The organism is Aquimarina addita, from assembly GCF_039539305.1.
Taxonomy (GTDB): Bacteria; Bacteroidota; Bacteroidia; order Flavobacteriales; family Flavobacteriaceae; genus Aquimarina; species Aquimarina addita.
In genome coordinates this window covers 24,120-43,098 of record NZ_BAABCW010000026.1, presented here as the reverse complement: position 1 = coordinate 43,098, position 18,979 = coordinate 24,120, and the positions used below count along the sequence as shown (strand labels likewise).

At 31.7% G+C, this 18,979-nt stretch carries 19 protein-coding genes; 18 read left to right on the top strand and 1 reads right to left on the bottom strand.

Annotated elements, in window-relative coordinates; genetic code table 11:
- Positions 1-91: 91 nt before the first annotated feature.
- The 18 genes from ABD816_RS20225 (at position 92) to ABD816_RS20140 (ending at position 16,301) form a co-directional block, all read left to right on the top strand.
- The gene (locus tag ABD816_RS20225) at positions 92-259 is read left to right on the top strand and encodes a hypothetical protein (protein ID WP_344930520.1); all 168 of its coding nucleotides are present in this window, start codon (positions 92-94) and stop codon (positions 257-259) included.
- Between the two features lie 32 nt (positions 260-291).
- Positions 292-702 (top strand): hypothetical protein, encoded by a 411-nt coding sequence (locus tag ABD816_RS20220; RefSeq protein WP_344930518.1) that lies wholly within the window; start codon positions 292-294, stop codon positions 700-702.
- A gap of 273 nt (positions 703-975) precedes the next feature.
- Positions 976-2,016 (top strand): alpha/beta hydrolase family protein, encoded by a 1,041-nt coding sequence (locus ABD816_RS20215; protein WP_344930516.1) that lies wholly within the window; start codon positions 976-978, stop codon positions 2,014-2,016.
- A gap of 75 nt (positions 2,017-2,091) precedes the next feature.
- Positions 2,092-2,832: a YqjF family protein gene (locus tag ABD816_RS20210; protein WP_344930515.1), complete on the top strand. Its 741-nt coding sequence runs from the start codon at positions 2,092-2,094 to the stop codon at positions 2,830-2,832.
- Between the two features lie 70 nt (positions 2,833-2,902).
- Positions 2,903-3,292 (top strand): hypothetical protein, encoded by a 390-nt coding sequence (locus ABD816_RS20205; protein WP_344930513.1) that lies wholly within the window; start codon positions 2,903-2,905, stop codon positions 3,290-3,292.
- Between the two features lie 345 nt (positions 3,293-3,637).
- Positions 3,638-6,436: a bifunctional aconitate hydratase 2/2-methylisocitrate dehydratase gene (locus ABD816_RS20200; protein WP_344930512.1), complete on the top strand. Its 2,799-nt coding sequence runs from the start codon at positions 3,638-3,640 to the stop codon at positions 6,434-6,436.
- Between the two features lie 344 nt (positions 6,437-6,780).
- Entirely contained in the window at positions 6,781-7,488 is a 708-nt protein-coding gene (locus tag ABD816_RS20195; protein WP_344930511.1) for an ATP-grasp domain-containing protein, read from the top strand.
- An 81-nt stretch (positions 7,489-7,569) separates the two neighbouring features.
- A complete protein-coding gene (locus ABD816_RS20190; RefSeq protein ID WP_344930509.1) occupies positions 7,570-8,004 on the top strand; it encodes a hypothetical protein in 435 nt (144 codons plus the stop codon).
- Positions 8,005-8,243: 239 nt separating this feature from the next.
- Positions 8,244-8,465: a DUF6500 family protein gene (locus ABD816_RS20185; RefSeq protein ID WP_344930507.1), complete on the top strand. Its 222-nt coding sequence runs from the start codon at positions 8,244-8,246 to the stop codon at positions 8,463-8,465.
- A gap of 16 nt (positions 8,466-8,481) precedes the next feature.
- The gene (locus ABD816_RS20180; protein WP_344930505.1) at positions 8,482-8,784 is read left to right on the top strand and encodes a hypothetical protein; all 303 of its coding nucleotides are present in this window, start codon (positions 8,482-8,484) and stop codon (positions 8,782-8,784) included.
- 391 nt (positions 8,785-9,175) lie between these two features.
- Positions 9,176-9,754 carry a Crp/Fnr family transcriptional regulator gene (locus tag ABD816_RS20175; RefSeq protein ID WP_344930503.1) on the top strand — a complete coding sequence of 193 codons (579 nt, stop codon included), beginning with the start codon at positions 9,176-9,178 and terminating at the stop codon, positions 9,752-9,754.
- 82 nt (positions 9,755-9,836) lie between these two features.
- Positions 9,837-10,283, top strand: coding sequence for a nuclear transport factor 2 family protein (locus ABD816_RS20170; RefSeq protein WP_344930502.1), 447 nt, complete (start codon positions 9,837-9,839; stop codon positions 10,281-10,283).
- Between the two features lie 423 nt (positions 10,284-10,706).
- Complete coding sequence (locus tag ABD816_RS20165; RefSeq protein ID WP_344930501.1) at positions 10,707-11,498, top strand: YHYH protein; 792 nt, start codon at positions 10,707-10,709, stop codon at positions 11,496-11,498.
- Between the two features lie 388 nt (positions 11,499-11,886).
- Complete coding sequence (locus ABD816_RS20160; protein WP_344930499.1) at positions 11,887-12,798, top strand: DUF6892 domain-containing protein; 912 nt, start codon at positions 11,887-11,889, stop codon at positions 12,796-12,798.
- A gap of 514 nt (positions 12,799-13,312) precedes the next feature.
- Positions 13,313-13,795 carry a hypothetical protein gene (locus ABD816_RS20155; protein WP_344930498.1) on the top strand — a complete coding sequence of 161 codons (483 nt, stop codon included), beginning with the start codon at positions 13,313-13,315 and terminating at the stop codon, positions 13,793-13,795.
- A gap of 135 nt (positions 13,796-13,930) precedes the next feature.
- Positions 13,931-14,776 carry a DUF2911 domain-containing protein gene (locus ABD816_RS20150; protein ID WP_344930496.1) on the top strand — a complete coding sequence of 282 codons (846 nt, stop codon included), beginning with the start codon at positions 13,931-13,933 and terminating at the stop codon, positions 14,774-14,776.
- A gap of 315 nt (positions 14,777-15,091) precedes the next feature.
- A complete protein-coding gene (locus tag ABD816_RS20145) occupies positions 15,092-15,457 on the top strand; it encodes a hypothetical protein (RefSeq protein ID WP_344930494.1) in 366 nt (121 codons plus the stop codon).
- A 295-nt stretch (positions 15,458-15,752) separates the two neighbouring features.
- Positions 15,753-16,301: an ASCH domain-containing protein gene (locus tag ABD816_RS20140; RefSeq protein WP_344930491.1), complete on the top strand. Its 549-nt coding sequence runs from the start codon at positions 15,753-15,755 to the stop codon at positions 16,299-16,301.
- 102 nt (positions 16,302-16,403) lie between these two features.
- Here the strand turns inward: ABD816_RS20140 and katG are convergent, their stop codons facing one another.
- Positions 16,404-18,653 (bottom strand): catalase/peroxidase HPI, encoded by a 2,250-nt coding sequence (gene katG, locus ABD816_RS20135; protein ID WP_344930489.1) that lies wholly within the window; start codon positions 18,651-18,653, stop codon positions 16,404-16,406.
- Between the last annotated feature and the right edge of the window lie 326 nt (positions 18,654-18,979).

The window sequence follows — 18,979 nt, the reverse complement described above, 5'->3', positions numbered from 1 at the left end:
TAATACACATTGTAACTGAATAAGAAACTTCAAAACCATAAAAGAATACTCTAAAGCAACCGGAATACCACCTGCAAAATATGAACATTATGTGATAAGAAGCTTTCAAGAGAATATGCCTACGGTTGTTCATAAAATGCCAGCGTTTAGACATGCCTTTTATGCAATTGCATTAAAAATAAACGGAGATGGGAAGGCATTATCTGGTCATTATTCTGAATTTCCGGAAGGATCAGTAGTTTTTTTTATCGTATTTTAAAAGGGTACAAAGCAAAAAGAAATATAGTAGAAATGGAACAGGAAGAAAATCAAATTGTAGCAATGTGTCAAGAGTTTGCTCATAAAGCGGACAAATTAGAAACTATAGCATTCCATAATTTTGACTATAAAGAAAAACGATTTGTTACTGATTTTAATACATTGTTTGATCAGTACGCATTTGGAAAACAAAACAGAACAGTATCAGGTCTCAATTTTCGACAGCCTCCTAGATATTCCCATGTTAAAAAAGCAGTTTCTATTGAGTCAATCAAAGTGAATAAATCGAAATATGAAATCTATTTTTGGGCAGAAAGGTCTTTTAATTATATAAAATTTATAGTCCAGAAAAAAAGCGAGGTATGGAAACTAATTAAATTTCAAACTTGTTTAACATCAAATTCAAATGAACGAGACTGTAGTTGGAGAACCCATAAACTCTAAAAAAAACCTACACACCACACAACCTATAAATGATACAGACTTTATTGGTTCAAAGGTTTTGCGTATTTTTATAAAATCCGCAAAATTTTTTGGAATTTGTTATGCACAGGAAAAAATAAATGTACCGAAAAGATTTTGTTACAAGCGTAGCAGAAAGTAAATGCTAGTTTGATACCTTACCGTTTATAGCTCCACTATTGACAGTAATTTGGTGTGGTAAGTGCACATAGTATATTAAGAATTCAAACCATTGTCTTTAAGAAAATCAAAACAATGAATAAAACTATAATATCTATTTTCATTATTTTAATCGCAATTAATACTTATAGTCAGAATACCGAAAAATTATTAGATTTTTATTTTGAAGGAATTAAACTATCAGGAATTTTGAATCTGCCAGAAGACAAAGAGCCTAAAGGAATTGTATTAATTGTTCATGGAGATGGAAAAACTGATGCAGTATCCGGCAACTGGTGGTATGATGTTCGTAAATCAATATTAAAAGCAGGTTATGCCACCTTTATGTGGGATAAAATGGGTTGTGGTAATAGTGGTGGTACTTATCAGAAGGGAAGACCTGTTGAGAATGAAGCTTTAGAAGTAATTTCTGCTATTAAAAGTCTGAAAGAAAAGGAAATAAAAAGTTCTAACAACATAGGGTTATGGGGTATTAGTAGAGCTGGTTGGATTAATCCAATTGTTATTGACAAATTCAAGAAAATTAATTTTTGGATTTCTGTTAGTGGAGTCGATGATGATGAAACATTCAAGTATTTATTAGAAAAAAATTTACTTATTAATGGTCACTCAAAAGATTCTATCAACCTTATCGTGAATGAATGGCATAACAGTATCTTTTTATCGCGGGGTGGAGCGAGTTATCAATACTATCTCTCTGCAACCAAGAATCTTCAAAAAAATAAATTTTGGAAAAAAATCACTAACGGAGGAATTAGTGAAAAAAGTTATTATGACTATCAAAAAACTTTGAAAAAGTACACTTTAGACAAACAAACTGAATTACCATTATATGTCGAAAAATTTGACCAGATCTTATCAAGAATTCATATTCCGGTACTTGCTTTATTTGGAGAAACTGATATGACGGTAGATTGGACTAAAGCAAAGAAACTCTATGAAAAAGAATTGGAAACAAACGCTGATTTAACCATTAAAACCTTCCCAAATTGTAACCATAATATGTGGCAGGCTAAAACTGGAGGTCTTTATGAATTTGAAAATAACAACTCAGAATATGTTAGATGTGATGGTTTTTTAGATTCAATCACAGATTGGTTGAATAAGTTAAAATAAAACTATCTCCAACAAAAGATACTGTTTCCCACTACCCTATTTCCTATATATTCATCATTGTAGCCTATTTAAAAAATGACAATTCGAGAAATATTAAATACAACAGAACACAGGCCTTGGAAAATACCAACTGAGCATTGGAAATTTTATCAAGAATGGAATAATGTAATATTTCTTCATTGGCAAGTGGAACTATCTGAATTACAAAAATTTGTCCCTAAAGAGCTGGAAATTGATCTTTTTGATGGAAAACCCTGGATTTCGGTTGTTGCATTTACAATGGAAAAGATAAGACCAAAAAATCTACCTTCTTTCCCTCCTATTTCGGATTTTGATGAGATTAATATTCGAACTTATATAAAGTCAAATAATAAAAGTGGTGTGTACTTCTTAAGTATAGAAGGAGGAACAAGTTTGTCTTGTAAAATCGCAAAAGGAATGTCTCAGCTTCCCTACAGGTATTCTAAAATAAAACGGACTAAAAACAGATACGAATCCAGTAATGCGGAGTTTAATGATAAATTGAATGTAGAATATGTAATTGGGGGAACAAAAAAAAAGAAAACAGAATTAGACAAATGGCTGACAGAAAGGTATGCTCTTTTTCAGGATACAGAACAGTCGATTAACGAATTTGAGATTCATCATGTAGAGTGGCCAATAAATCAAATTGAATTAAAAAAAAACCAATTGGAGTACCCAAGATTTCGCAATCTCATCAAAAACAATCCTAATAAAATCCAGTTCTCAGAAGGAGTAAAAGTTATAGCTTGGGGGAAGAATACAAAAGAAAAAACTGATTACAATACTAAATAACAATACATAGCTTTCTATTTGCTCTGAAGCATTTGTTATTTTATATATCATACAAACAAAAAAAACGATTATGAAAATAGAAAAATTTACTCAAGTCTTAAACGACACCATAGATTATTTTCTATTAGGAGATGTTGAATTATTGAGAGATTATAAAACTAAAAAAAATCTCTCAAATGATTTAGCTACAGAATTTACAACTAGTGAAAATGGAGATAAAATAGTAGAAAACGGAATATTAATCCCAATGTCTAAAATCATCAATCAACCATATACTATAATTTTCAATTTAACAGAAAAAACTTCTGAGTTTGATCAGGAAGAAAACAATCTTATATTTAAAAAAGACGGATATATCCTCAATGTTGAAAATAATAAATTGATATTATTTACCTGGTGGATTCTTAATGATTTTAGTGATGAGAAAGTTCAAGAACTTGTTGAAAATCCTGCTACGTAGAACAGACCTTTCATAGAACTTGAAAATGGATGGTATGATGTTGAAATTTTAGGAGGGTTTACAAAACAGAATACAAAATTCAAGAATATAGAGGAGAAAATAATAGAGGAAACTTACTCTGAACCAACACTGGAATTTAAATTGATGAGGAGAGAGAAAAAAAGTTCTTTTAAAGCGAATATTAATGATTCTTTTGAATTGAAAGCTGATTGATAAACGGGAATTAAATGCTATTACTCCTTTTTAAAATTCTAAGATATGTTAAACTATATTAAAAATAGTCAATATAAAGCTATGATACAAACAGTCCAATTTTTAACTTTGTAGACTGAGATAACAAAATTTATGAGTGAATATAGTGAATACCTAGACGAGATTGAAGACAGAAAAAAGAAAAATCTTGACCCAAAACCGATTGATGATGCTAAATTGTTAAGTAAAATCATAGCGCAAATCAAAGATGTTGATCATAAACACAGAAAAGATTCAATAGAATTTTTTATTTATAATGTTTTGCCTGGCACTACAACTGCCGCTACTGTTAAAGCTGAATTTTTAAAAGAAATCATTCTTGGTGAATCTATATTAGAAGAAATTTCACCTGATTTTGCATTCGAGCAGTTATCACAAATGAAAGGTGGTCCTTCTGTAAAGGTATTATTAGATTTAGCCCTGGGTGATGATATTACTATAGCGCAAGAAGCTGCAAAAGTCCTAAAAACACAGGTTTTTCTTTATGAAGCAGATACAGATCGTCTAGAAGAAGCTTTCAAAGCTGGTAACACTATTGCTAAAGAAATTATAGAAAGTTATGCAAAAGCTGAATTCTTTACAAAACTACCAGACCTTCCTGAAGAAATAAAACTAGTTACTTTTGTTGCAGGTATAGGAGATATCTCTACAGATTTATTATCTCCGGGTGGTGATGCACATTCGAGATCTGATAGACAACTGCACGGACAATGTATGTTTGAACATAATAAAGAGCAACAAAAAGCACTATTGGCCTTACAAGCTAAACATCCTGATAAAAGAGTAATGTTGATTGCTGAAAAAGGCACCATGGGTGTAGGTTCTTCCAGAATGTCTGGTGTCAACAATGTTGCGCTTTGGATTGGAAAACAAGCTAGTAAATACATTCCATTTATCAATATTGCTCCGGTCGTAGCAGGTACAAATGGAATCTCTCCTATTTTCTTAACAACTGTAGGGGTTACCGGTGGTATTGGATTAGATCTTAAAAACTGGGTAAAAAAGCAGGATGCAAACGGTAACCTTATTTTGGATGAAGACGGAGAACCTGTTTTAGAACAAAAATACTCTGTAGATACCGGAACCATATTAACTATTAATACAAAAACAAAAAAACTCTATGACGGAGAGAAAGAATTGATGGACATCTCTTCTGCCTTTACGCCTCAAAAAATAGAGTTTATGAAAGCCGGAGGCTCATATGCCATTGTATTTGGTAAAAAATTGCAGGCATTTGCTGCAAAAACACTTGGTACAGAAATACTTCCTGTATTTGCTCCTTCAAAAGAAATATCACACGAAGGACAGGGACTAACGGCAGTGGAGAAAATTTTTAATAAAAACGCTGTAGGCACATCTGGTGCTACTCTTCATGCAGGATCTTATGTTCGTGTAGAGGTAAATATTGTTGGTTCTCAAGACACTACAGGTTTAATGACTTCTCAGGAATTGGAGATGATGGCGGCAACTGTAATTTCTCCTATAGTAGATGGTGGTTATCAATCTGGTTGTCATACAGCGTCTGTATGGGATTTAAAATCTCAGGAAAATATTCCAAGATTAATGAAATTCATGAATGATTTTGGTCTGATAACTGCTCGTCATCCGGAACACAAATACCACCCTATGACAGATGTTATTCACAAAGTATTGAATGACATTACAATAGACGACTGGGCTATCATCATTGGTGGTGACTCTCATACCAGAATGTCTAAAGGAGTTGCTTTTGGTGCTGACTCTGGTACCGTAGCTCTCGCATTAGCTACAGGAGAGGCTTCTATGCCAATTCCAGAATCAGTAAAGGTCACATTTAAAGGTAAAATGAAAGACCATATGGATTTTCGGGATGTCGTACATGCTACACAGTCCCAAATGCTTAAAGAGTTTAAAGGAGAAAATGTATTTCAAGGAAGAATTATTGAAGTGCATATTGGCACACTCCCTTCAGACCAAGCTTTTACATTTACAGATTGGACAGCAGAAATGAAAGCGAAAGCTTCTATCTGTATTTCTCAAGACGACACCCTTATTGAATCACTGGAGATCGCTAAAGGTCGAATCCAAATTATGATCGACAAAGGGATGGATAATGAAAAACAAGTGCTTCAGGGACTTATTGACAAAGCAAATAGCAGAATAGATGAGATAAAAACGGGCAAAAAACCACCACTAACTCCGGATGAAAATGCAAAATATCATGCAGAATTTGTAGTAGATTTAGATATTATAGATGAACCAATGATTGCTGACCCTGATGTTCATAATGAAGATGTTTCTAAGCGCTATACGCATGATACTATTCGTGAACTTTCATTTTACCAAGGAGAAAAGCATATAGACCTGGGCTTTGTAGGCTCTTGTATGGTGCACAAAGGAGATATCAAAATTGTGGCTAAGATGTTGAAAAACATGGAAGAACACTACGGAAAAGTTGAATTTAAAGCACCTTTAGTAGTGACCGCGCCAACTTACAATATCATCGATGAATTAAAAGAAGAAGGTGATTGGGAGATCCTCCAGAAGTACTCTGGATTTGAATTTGATGATTCCACTCCAAAAAGTACTGCAAGAACAGAATATGACAACATATTATATCTGGAACGCCCGGGATGTAACCTTTGTATGGGTAACCAAGAAAAAGCAGAAAAAGGTGACACTGTAATGGCTACTTCTACACGCTTATTTCAAGGAAGAGTCGTCAAAGATTCTGACCGTAAAAAAGGAGAATCATTACTTGGATCTACTCCAGTAGTAGTACTTTCTGCAATTCTAGGCAGAACACCTACACTCGAAGAATATAAAATTTCAGTTAAAGGTATTAAGCTTACTCGTTTTGCACCTCCTCTCAAGAAAATGATCTCAAAACCAAATCACCTACTATCTTATTAAATATGTAGAATGATACATCTATAAAGGTATAGAGTTTAGTTGTATTAAGTATAAAAATATAGCTTCAACTCATAAGTTCTTATAGAATAATCGGTATAATTTTATTTTTAAAAATTATACCGATTATTTTAGATTTTGAAGAGTTAGAGTTTCATTTCTCGTTAGATTAGTGTGGTAAAGCTATTATTCAATTAGAAATAATAAAGTTAAATATCTGTTTGCTGGAATTAGTAAAAATTTGCAACTATCACACAGTTAAAGACCACTATCAGACACATTAAATGTATTATATAATTCAAAAAAGCGTATTTCAAGATCCCTGTTATGATGAAATTTTCAACGTCATGAATAGGCTAAATCTTGCACACGAAATCATTGAATTTAAAGCAAATAGTTCTGTATTTGATATAAAAACCAAAAGAAAAGATATTTTTGTTTATGGTTCTGTTAAACTTGCCAAAGTAACCGCTGATTTTGATTGGAATCCTGGTTCTTTTTATGGAAGAAACCATGAGTTCGAAAAATACGCTAAAGGTTATGGAAAGAATAGTATTAATTACGAAAGTTATATTTGTAAGTTAACCGCTGATATTGATTGGTCCAGAACACCTAGATTATTTATTAAACCTAGTAAGGACGCTAAAGTATTTACCGGAAAAGTCTTTAATAAATCAGAATGGAAAGATTTTATGTATAATCGACTAAACGAATCGGATAATACAAGATTGACTTCAGCCACAATGATTCAAATTTCTCAACCATATTTTTTGATAAAAGAGGCGAGAATCTGGATTGTTGGAAAAAAAGTAATTACAAGTTCATATTATCGATTTCATGGTGATATTGAATTTGAAGAAAATGTTGCGGTTGATGGACTCGATTTCGCACAGCGAATGGCAGAATTGTATAATGTAGCTGACGCTTATGTTATGGATATTGCCATGACGCTTGACGGATGGAAAATCATGGAAGTAAACTGTATAAATAGCGCTGGGTTTTATAAAGGTGAGGTAACAAAAATAATTCAAGCTCTTGAAAACTTTTATAAGTAATAAACTACTTCAAGCCTATGGTTAGAAACTCATTTAGTATCAATCCTAATTGTCTATTAAAAAACATTACCTGCAATATGAATGAAAAATAAATTAAGAAAAATTAAACTAAATGATGAAACCTACCTATGGAAACGAGCTCATCATCATTTAACTGAATTTGAACACTCAGAATGTGTCGAAAAGATCACAATTTATCTGGAAGGATTTAAAAATTCGCCACTTCAGTTATCATTTAGAGAAGAAGATAATTTAATACTAAAAACCGATATTAAAGAAGAAAAATGGTGTGTTGGATATCCTGATAATGGAGTAATTTGGTTATCTAAACCTAGAGCCGATAAGAAACCACAAACGAACCATGTCAATATTAATTTAAACAGACCAGCAGTAATAATTGAATTTATTAAATACTTTAATTTAAATGGATGGAATCCAAGGAAAATGTCTAAGCCGTTTATAGAAGAAAATGCTTTAAAATTTCTTGAAATAATTAATCTACCTCAAGGAATTTAATTAAAAAACGAAAGGATAACAAATGCAGGCTTCTTTACCATGATTTCCTGAAAAATGATTGAAATTTAATGAAGACTATAAATGAAAAAACAAACTAAAGTATTGATAACTTAGGTTACAACAGAATAGGCTATTTAAGAATTCAAACAGATTTATTAAGTCATTATGAAACCTAAAATTAATATCCATTCAATCAAAATTGGTAATTAAATAAGGTTATTTATATAAAAAAGTGGTAAATGAATCAGGCAATATGTCATAAAATAATTTCGATTTGTAATAACAAAATAGAAAAAAAGGGAGAAAATGTAGGGCTTTCCTTCTATGCCTTTTTTGCTAATACTAATGATAATCCAGAACTTTTAATGGAAGTAGCCAATTGGTGGATTATGAAGCATCAACTTAACCATTTTGAAAAAGCAGTCAAAATCCGAATGATGGTTAAGAAAGAGTTAGTATAAATAAAATCAAAATGCAATGATACATATCACACAGTTAATTTATATAATTGAAGGAAAGGAAGATATATTTCATCAATTTGAAGAAATAGCAATACCGACAATTTCAAAATACAATGGACGACTTGCACTGCGAGTGAGACCCGAAGAAAAATCTATAATTGAAAATAATATTAAAGTTCCTTATGAAATTCATTTGGTTGAATTCGATACTCAAGAAGATTTTGATAATTTCAAAAAAGATGAAGAAAGAAAAAAGTTCTTACATATGAAACAAGAATCAATTAAATCTTCTATTTTGATACAAGGTGTAAAACTCTGAATAAAACAACCAGCATATTATACTCTACACGAATATTAACTGTTTTATATACATTTAAAGATACCTATTTATTTGAATAGTTATCAAAATAAAATTTAACGACTTTAAAAAAATTAGAAAACAATATAAAAAAACTGGTTTATCTTTATATTTTAAAGTAGGCCACATGTACTTATAGACAAATAAAAGATACCCTTATTGGTTACAATTGGTATATTCTTTTACTATCCTTAAGGATGCAAATACATATACTGGAGAAGTAATGATAATTAGAGGTAAACTCGTACATCCACCAAAAAAATTGTTTTTAACATCAATGTCTGTGACTTAGATCACATAAAATAACATCAACTATACTTATTATTGTGGGTATAATCATATGTAAAAACTGATGCACACTAAAGATGAAATATCTCTTCGCAAGACATTAGATAAATTCAACATATTAAACGATTCAGAATTTTCTGATTTTCTAAAAGTCTGTGAATACAAAGAATTTTCGAAAAAAGAATACTTACTCCTTTCGGGTAACTATAATCATGGGGTTTATTTTGTGATTTCTGGAACAATTGGACTATTCGAACTAATTAATGGAAAAGAATTGTATCAGAATTTCTTTTTAGAAAGTGAATTTGCGAATGAATTAAAAAGCTTAACTACACAAACACCATCAACAAAAAATCTTATTGCTCTTACTAAGACAACATCTTTTTATTTAAGTAGAACAAAACTTCTTGAACTATATGACAAATCAATTGAGTTTGAAAGATTAGGACGAAAACTTTTAGAACATATTTTAAATAGCCAAAATGAAATTTCGTACGTACTTCAGTCATTAAAGCCAGAGGAGCGTTACAAATATTTAGAAAATAAAAAACCAAGACTTCTAAAGTCCATACCTCTCACCTATTTAGCATCTTACTTAGGTCTGGCAAGAGAAACCTTAAGTAGAATACGAGCGAAAAAATAATCTTCTTCATTTTGTGATTATAGTCACTAATACACAGGAATTTACCATATAATTTTGTTTTATAATTAAACATCTGAATAGTATGAAAAACTTATCTGTATTATTACTGACTATGATCTCTTTAAGTTCAATCAATTGTAAATCTCAAACACTAAACAACTCAATAAAAATGGAAAAAGAAATAAAAAATGTAATTGAAACTTTTGTTAAAGCTGGAGAAGAAAGAAATGTAAGCATGTACAATGATATTTTACACGAAGATTTTAGGGTTATAGCTAATAGATATCCTACACCAGATAAAATATCAATCATTTCATCAGAAGATTATATTGCGTTAATTACTAAAAAAGTTATTGGTGGCAGTAAATATGGGATCGTGTATGAAAGCATCGATATTGCAGAACATTCTGCAACAGTCAGAATAGAGTTAAAAGCAAAAAAAGGCGGACAGATTGTTACATTTTTGTTGATACAAAACAATGAAAACAAATGGCTGATAATCGCTGATATGGCAATACAAAAAAAGTAGTATTACAATGCTAAGTCAAAAAACAATTATAATTAAACGATCTCCTTCCCAAAGGCTATAATGGCTAAAACACTTAAGACACACTTCACCTTTAAAACAAAAACTAACGATAAACAGAAATTGGTACTAAAACCACAACTTAGGTTATTCATAATATTTGGTTCTAAGAAAGGAGAATAAAACAATAAAATTCACTTTTATATTAAACCTTTCTAAAATAACAAAGTCAAATTCTAAAGCATTCAAAAATTATCAATTTGCCATTTACTATAACTTTTCCTTTTAGAGAAGTAACCAGTAATAAGAATTTTATAGTAAAGGAAAATAATATAATCGACCTTTTGATTATTTTTTTTAAGATCGAATTCCTTAACGATATTTTCTAAAATTAAATATTTAGTGTTAACCTAAAAAATTAATAAAATGAAAATTCTAACATTTTCAATTTTGCTTCTTTTTACAACCATTATTTTTATTTCTTCTTGTAATGACAATAATGATGATTCAAGTGATGACTCAAATGATTCATCCACTGAAGTCAGTACGCCGATAGCTGCGTTTGATGAATTTAATACCGATGGAGTAGTTACTTCGTTTGATGAAGATGAAATAACTATTGATTCAGATGGTTTCCCTAATCATACTACTCCATACTGGGAAGAGACTGATTCTCTTTATATTGAGCCAGTGGTAGCCATTGCACAGACTCCTGGTCGTATTGGTAGCTTTCGTGATCGTACTTTTACTCTTACCGTTCCTAGTGCACCAGAAATAGCTTCTTCAAGTACTGCAACTGGCTTAGGCCCAATTGGTATTTCTGTAACAGGAGTTCCTATATTTAACGATACAGAAGGAGCTAATAGACCAATAGAAGAAGAGATTGCAGAAACATTTGATTATGCTGGAGCTCACGTTGGTCCATCAGGCTATCACTACCACGCAGAATCTGCTAATGTTCCTGAAAACACTGCACTTTCTCATGATGATGAAAAATTGTTAGGAATTATGGCAGATGGATTTTTAATTTATGGAAGACGAGAAATGGATGGCTCTTACCCTACTGATTTAGATGAGTCAGGAGGACATTATGGTATGACACAACATAGTGATGGAGAAGAATTTTATCATTATCACATCATTAATGAATATTATTTTGGAACTTTAATCGTGCTTTTTGGTGTTGATTTGCAAGGTACTCCTAATAGTATTTTGTAGTCAAATCTTAAGCTTATTGATAGAAAATAAGCTTCTATGCATATTTAATTCTTATTAAGGCTATGACTTGTCGCTTCGTTAAACAAGCGTCTCTTTGCACAAAAATTCATATCCACAAATACTTTAATAATCTATAAAAGTTATAATATAGAACTCATTTTGTTAACTGAAATCGGAGAAAAGCTTCTCTTGATAATTCTTCTTGCCTTGTATCTCTATAAACACAAAATAATTGTATTTTTAGATACTTATATAACAAGTATATTATGTAGGGCAATTAATGTTTTATTGATAGGTTATTTCTTATTTGATTTATCAAAAAGAAAAACCTTTGAATCTGTATCAAAATTGATTTCATGATCATTAAAATACGTTGTCTCAAAAGAAAATGATAAACTTATTCAATACAAAAAATAAATCTTCGGGAATCGTTATTAAAGTTGAGAATGACAAACTTTATATCAAGGAAAACAATCTCGAATTACCAGTGGATTGGAAAAAACTAAAAAAATGGTTTGGAGAACCGACAGAAATTAAAAGAAACGGAATTTATTGGAAATATATAGGAATCAGTACTAATCCGCATGGTAATGGCAGCATAAATCACTTATCATTGCATACGGACTATAATCCAATGGAAGTAAGATCAAAATCTGAACAGAAACCATTCTTTAAAGGTATAATAATTGTTGATGGTATCGAAATTAACAAACGACAGTTTGAAGATATTACCATGTGCAAATATGAGGTAAAGCACTTTACATACACTGGAAAAAAAAGCCCGTGCTTAGTTAGTATTTTATACAACCAGGTTTTTGATAAAGACTTTGTTAGGCCTACGCCAAAAAAAGACAAGTATATCATAAAGAAATTGGACAATGAGCAAATAGAATTTAGTGATTTTGGTTTCAAACTAGCTATCATCCAAGAATTGATGTATAACAAAGAACTTTTGAAACCTAAATTTGTTCTATCTGAATTTATAAAGTTATACGACAAAAGAAAAATTGACCTAGAGCAAGAAGGATACGAACCAATACCTGAGGTTACTCAGTATTTTAAAGATTTACCAATACCAAAAAAATTAGCAACCGAAATAACAGAAATTTATCAAGATGGTGGAAATGAAATTTATATGCAACTTCTGAGATTTGGAGAAGGTTGGGAGGATTACTGGGATATAAAAAATACTGAAGATGCAAAACAGTTTCCTAACTTGAAAAAAGCAATAATCTGTTATGCAACAGAAAATGTAATTGAGGAGTTAAATAGTTTAGGAATTCAATCAAAAAGGATATAAAACTAGTTTCAAAATTGGTTATTTTTTTTGATTTATTAATTTTAGGGTTAGCCTTAGCAATTGTATTTAAAAGGGATTCATATAGGAACTTGTTACAATTTTGATACGAAACAGTGCTTTGCATCTCTAAAAGAAAATCGTGAATAACTAAACCTGTAAATAGAAGGTTACTAAATCTTATTGTAAGGTTTAGTAAGTATTTTTTTTATAAAACAAATCAATGAGGTATTACAGAGAAAAGAAAAGCGATAATTTGATAAAAACGTTTCTAGAGAACCTTTTGAAAACCTCGAAGATAAAATTGAAAGGCATGATATTGATATGAGTAGTTTATTAGATGAAGATCGAGGGACAATCTAGCTTTTAAAACGTATGAATGATTTTAAAAATGGAAAAATACGAAGTCACATTAGAATTTATCATACTATTACTTGAATATGGAGCTGATCCTTCTAAAAAAATAAGTAAGATACTTCTGCACTTGATTGCTGGGGCATCGTAAAAAAACAGGTGAGTGGAACACTCATCACAAAACATTGGAGCAATTATTCAATCAGAACTAAAAATGACAAATAGACTAAAACGCCTAATCGGCTTTATAACCGCTGGTAGCATTGTTATCTTCGGATGTGTAATATTCGGGCTTAATTTGATAAATGATGAAGATGGATTTGGAGATTTAATATACTTTAATCAAAAAGTTGAGAATGGAGATATCATATTTCGTTGTGTCAATAATAAAGAATCAGGTCTTACGACCGATTTTAATGAATTTGGAATTATTGAAAAATCTTCGAGAAAAGTATATATCTGGGACAATCAAAACACCATGAAGAGAGACCTTTACCAATGGGCTGAAAAAGGTAATTCAAAAAAAGTCAAGGTAATGAGGATAAAAGATCCCAACTTTGATATAAATAAAATAAAATTAATAAACGGGAATTATAATTATTTGATAAACTCCGACAAATTGGAATTCATTATCAAAAATTACTAATACAGCTCTAAAAACCAATAATGTTTTGGACACTGCCTCAATAAAAAATAATCATGTATTTTCTAATCTACTTGTCATATGATTAACTTATGCCAAACATAACTCTAAATAAAAAAACACCAATACATTAACTTTATGAAAATTAAAATAGTATTATTTCTTTTATTTACTTTTATCTTATACGATGGTCAGGCGCAGATTGGGAGGCTTCAACTCAGCCCATTCCAGGAAACCAAAATAAAAATAGGTACAACTGATATTATCATTGCATATTCCAGACCTTCTATGAGAGGTCGTGAAATATTTGGTCATCTCGTACCTTTTGATCAATGGTGGAGAACAGGAGCCAATAGAAACACGACTATAGAATTCAGTGAAGATGTAATCATTGGAGAAAAACGCATAGATAAAGGTAAATATGCAATTTTCTCAAGACCCAATCAAAAGGAATGGAAAATTCTATTTTATAAAAAAACGGATAACTGGGATGTCCCTGAAGTGATTGATCCTTCTCATATTGCAGCAACTATGGTTGTAAATTCAACAAAAACAGAAAACACATCAGAGGTATTATCTGTTCACATTGGTGATTTTACCAATTACAAATTTGACTTAAATATTGCATGGGATCAAACGAAGGTTACGGTTCCTGTAAAACTAATTACCGAAGAGATCATGGAACAGAAAATTTCGAAAACACTGAATGGCCCTCTTCCTCATGATTATTACTCTGCGGCCTTATATGAAATGGAATCAGGAGGAAATTTTGAAAGAGGATTAACATGGATTGATTCAGCCATACAAATGCGAGAGCAAACCTCTTGGTGGGACCTTAGAGTAAAAGCTATACTTATGATAAATCTAAATAAAAAAAAGGAAGCTATGACAGTTGCTAAAATAGGACTAGAATTGGCTAAAAAAGAAAATCATGAATATGGTATTAATGAAATGAATAGGATAGTAAACCAATTCAAAGAATAAACTACTGTCAATAACTTGTGTTATAAGATAGATATATACTTATCAATAATAAACGTGCCATATTTTTCATCAACAATTAAAAAATAAATCAAAAGTTTATAGTTTCCTATTTGTACTGTGTATCACAAAATGTATGAAGGTTTTATCATCATCATTACCTTAATGCAAATTAGTTCCTTTATACAAAATGAAAGAAATTAAGCAAGTTCTAATGGGTTAGATAATCCACCGTATTACATAAACATTCAAACCAATAAAAAATGTAAGTGGGATAATAGAAATGAGTATACACAAATTAGGGGAAATACAAATCGTATGGATTTGATCCGCCATATTATTAAAATAAAAGCTAATGAATCTAAGTCTTTTAATAGTATCGAAATTGATCGTTTTGATGGTAGCTTCTGTTCTAATCAATCCTATGAAATAAACATCGATTATAAACCAACGATACTGTTTGATACTGAATTAATAAATTCTTTAAAAAACTCTTATGATCCAATCACAAAAGAAACTAAGAAATTAAACAATTTATTATACCATTATGCGAGTGCTTATAGAAGTTCAGAAAAAGATCATTTTAAAAAGTTAAACGAATTATTAATCAAGATTCTAAAAATGCAATCATTAAACGAGAAAAAATTCACAACAAATAGCGTAATTGCGTCTGAAAAACAGTAGCTTTCACTAATCTAACAGGTGCACATAATCTTAAACAGAAAGATGCTTTCTTATCTATATATAATGAATCTTTAAGGATAATGAGAATAAAAAACAGCTCAACCCGTTGAATGAACTACATCGATACAAGGGTACGAAATATAAAAAACAAGATTCGTTTATACTTCTTCTTGAATCTAAATATTATAATTCTATGCAATATACCACAGACAGAGCCTCGAGGAATTTTGTTGATTAAAAATACATCTACCTTGCTTCCTTTTATAAATTAAAATTCCATAAATACAAAAAAGCTATGAGACTAATACCATTACTTTTATTTCTGATTATAACAAGTTGTAAAAATGATATAAAAACAGGAAATAAGATTGATAAAACTGTATATGAAATTTGGAATGATTTTACCAAATCAAATCCTAAATTTAAAAAAGACGAATTACCTGACTCTTACTTTTTTCATACTAATGAAGCAGCTGCAAATCGGTTAGCTGAATTGATTGTAAATGGTAAAAAGAAGGCTGGTTCTAATTTGTATTTTTGGTATGAAGAAGCTAAGGCTGATTTACCAAAAGTGGGAACAAAAAGTATCATAACAAATTTTGATGGAAAAGCACGTGCAATCATTGAAATAAAAAAAGTAGATACTATTCCATTCAATCAAATTTCTAAAGAATATGCTGAATTGGATATGGGAACTACTATGAATGCTTTAGAAAAATGGAAAAAAGCGCATTGGGACTTCTTTAAAAATGCAATGGAAGAAACTGGAAAGGAGCCCACAGAAGAAATGCTAATCGTCTGTGAAACATTTGAAACCATCTGGGCTAAAAAACAGGATAAGTAATCAATAGTATCATTACTAATAATGTTAACAGAAATAACAAGATTAAAAAAAAGATGATTCCTAACAGAATCATCTTTTTTTAAATAAAATGCCTAAGTCCAATTATGATTTCAAATCAAAACGATCCAAATTCATTACCTTATCCCAAGCAGAGATAAAATCAAGGATAAACTGTTCCTTAGCATCTTCACAAGCGTATACCTCTGCAATAGCTCTGAGTTCTGAATTAGATCCAAAAATTAAATCTGCTCTTGTCCCTGTCCATTTCTTTGATCCTGTAGATCGATCACTTCCTTCAAATATTTGGTCATCTGCAGAAGTAGCTTTCCAAGTAGTGCTTAAATCAAGAAGATTTACAAAGAAGTCAGTACTAAGTACTTCAGGATTTTTAGTAAATATCCCGTGACTTGACCCATCAAAATTTGAGTTAAGAGCGCGCATTCCCCCTACCAGCACTGTCATTTCCGGCACAGTCAATGTTAATAATTGAGCACGATCCACAAGTAATTCTTCTGAAGATGCTGCCTGATTATCTTTTAAGTAATTTCTAAATCCATCAGCTAATGGTTCCAAAGGAGCAAATGCTTCTGCATCCGTTTGTTCTTGCGATGCATCCGTTCTACCAGGGGTAAAAGGTACTTTCATATCGTAACCACTTTGTTTAGCTGCCTGTTCTACAGCGGCACATCCACCAAGGACGATAAGATCTGCTAATGAAACACCTTTACCATCTGATTGTGCACCATTAAAATCTTTTTGAACCCCTTCTAATACCTGTAAGACTTTTGCTAATTGTGACGGATTATTTACTTCCCAATTTTTTTGAGGAGCCAGACGAATACGCGCTCCATTCGCACCTCCACGTTTATCGGATCCACGATAGGTAGATGCTGACCCCCAAGCGGTTGTTACCAACTGGGCTATAGACAGTCCTGTATTCAGTATAGTATGCTTTAGAGCTTCAATATCAGTATCATCAATCAATACGTGAGTTACTGCTGGAACCGGATCTTGCCAAATGAGTTCTTCTTTAGGAACTTCTGGTCCCAGATATCTGGAAATTGGTCCCATATCGCGATGTGTCAATTTGAACCAGGCACGTGCAAAAGCATCTGCAAACTCATCTGGATTTTCATAAAAATGTCTTGATATCTTTTCATAAGCAGGATCTTCTCTTAAAGAAAGATCTGTAGTTAACATAATAGGTGTGTGACTTTTAGAAGGATCGTGTGCATCTGGTACAGTCCCCTCTCCTGCTCCTCCTTTTGGTTTCCACTGATGCGCACCAGCAGGACTCTTAGTAAGTTCCCATTCATAACCAAATAAGTTTTCAAAAAAGTTATTACTCCATTTAGTAGGTGTTGTAGTCCAGGTTCCCTCTAGACCACTGGTAATAGTGTCTCCTGCATTCCCTGTACCAAAAGAGTTTTTCCATCCTAAACCTTGTTCTTCTATTCCAGCTGCTGCTGGTTCTCTGGAAACATATTCATCAGGATTAGCAGCACCATGGGTTTTACCAAACGTATGTCCCCCGGCGATCAATGCCACAGTTTCTTCATCATTCATTGCCATCCGCTCAAAAGTTTCTCGTATATCGTGAGCCGCTGCGATAGGATCCGGCTTACCATTAGGTCCTTCTGGATTTACGTAAATTAATCCCATTTGCACAGCGCCCAGTGGATTCTCTAGTTCACGATCTCCTGTATACCTTTTATCTCCCAGCCATTCTGTTTCAGAACCCCAGTAAATATCTTGTTCTGGTTCCCATACATCTTCTCGTCCACCAGCAAAACCAAAAGTTTTAAAATCCATGGATTCTAATGCACAATTACCTGCAAGAATCATTAAATCTGCCCACGAAATTTTCTTTCCATACTTCTTCTTTACAGGCCATAATAATAAGCGTGCCTTATCTAAATTCCCGTTATCAGGCCAACTGTTTAATGGCGCAAAACGTTGACTACCTGATCCTGCACCTCCCCGACCGTCTGTAACTCGATAAGTACCTGCACTATGCCACGCCATACGAATAAAAAAAGGTCCATAATGACCAAAATCTGCTGGCCACCATTCTTGTGATGTGGTCATCAATTTTATAATATCTTGCTTAACCTCTTCAAGATTAAGCGTATTAAATTCTTTAGCATAGTCAAATGATTTACTCATAGGATCAGACTTTACCGCATTTTGCCTAAGGATATTTAATTTTAATTGATTAGGCCACCAATCCCTGTTAGAAGTTCCGCCACCTGCGGTTTCTCTAGGGGTTCCTCCCATAAAGGGACATTTTCCTGATGCATTACCTGTAGAAGCATTATCCTGATTAATATTGTAGCTACCCTTATTATCCATAATTCTTGTGATTTATTTAAATTATTTGTGATTTTAAAAATGTTCTCTTCTCAAATTTACCGAATATTTAAATTCATATATAATTTTTCAATATTATAAAACAAATTAACTATCAATATAATTTATAGTTAATTATTTATTCATACTTAAAATCAATACACACCGTAACTGTATGCTATAAAAAATATATGTATCTCTTAGCTTATATATTCTAATGATATGTAGACGTAAGTTAAAAATAGAAAACCAAATGGTATACCCTATGATTAAAATCATATCTATATAGAAGTAAAGATGCTTGGATACTATAAAGGTACACTCATCCT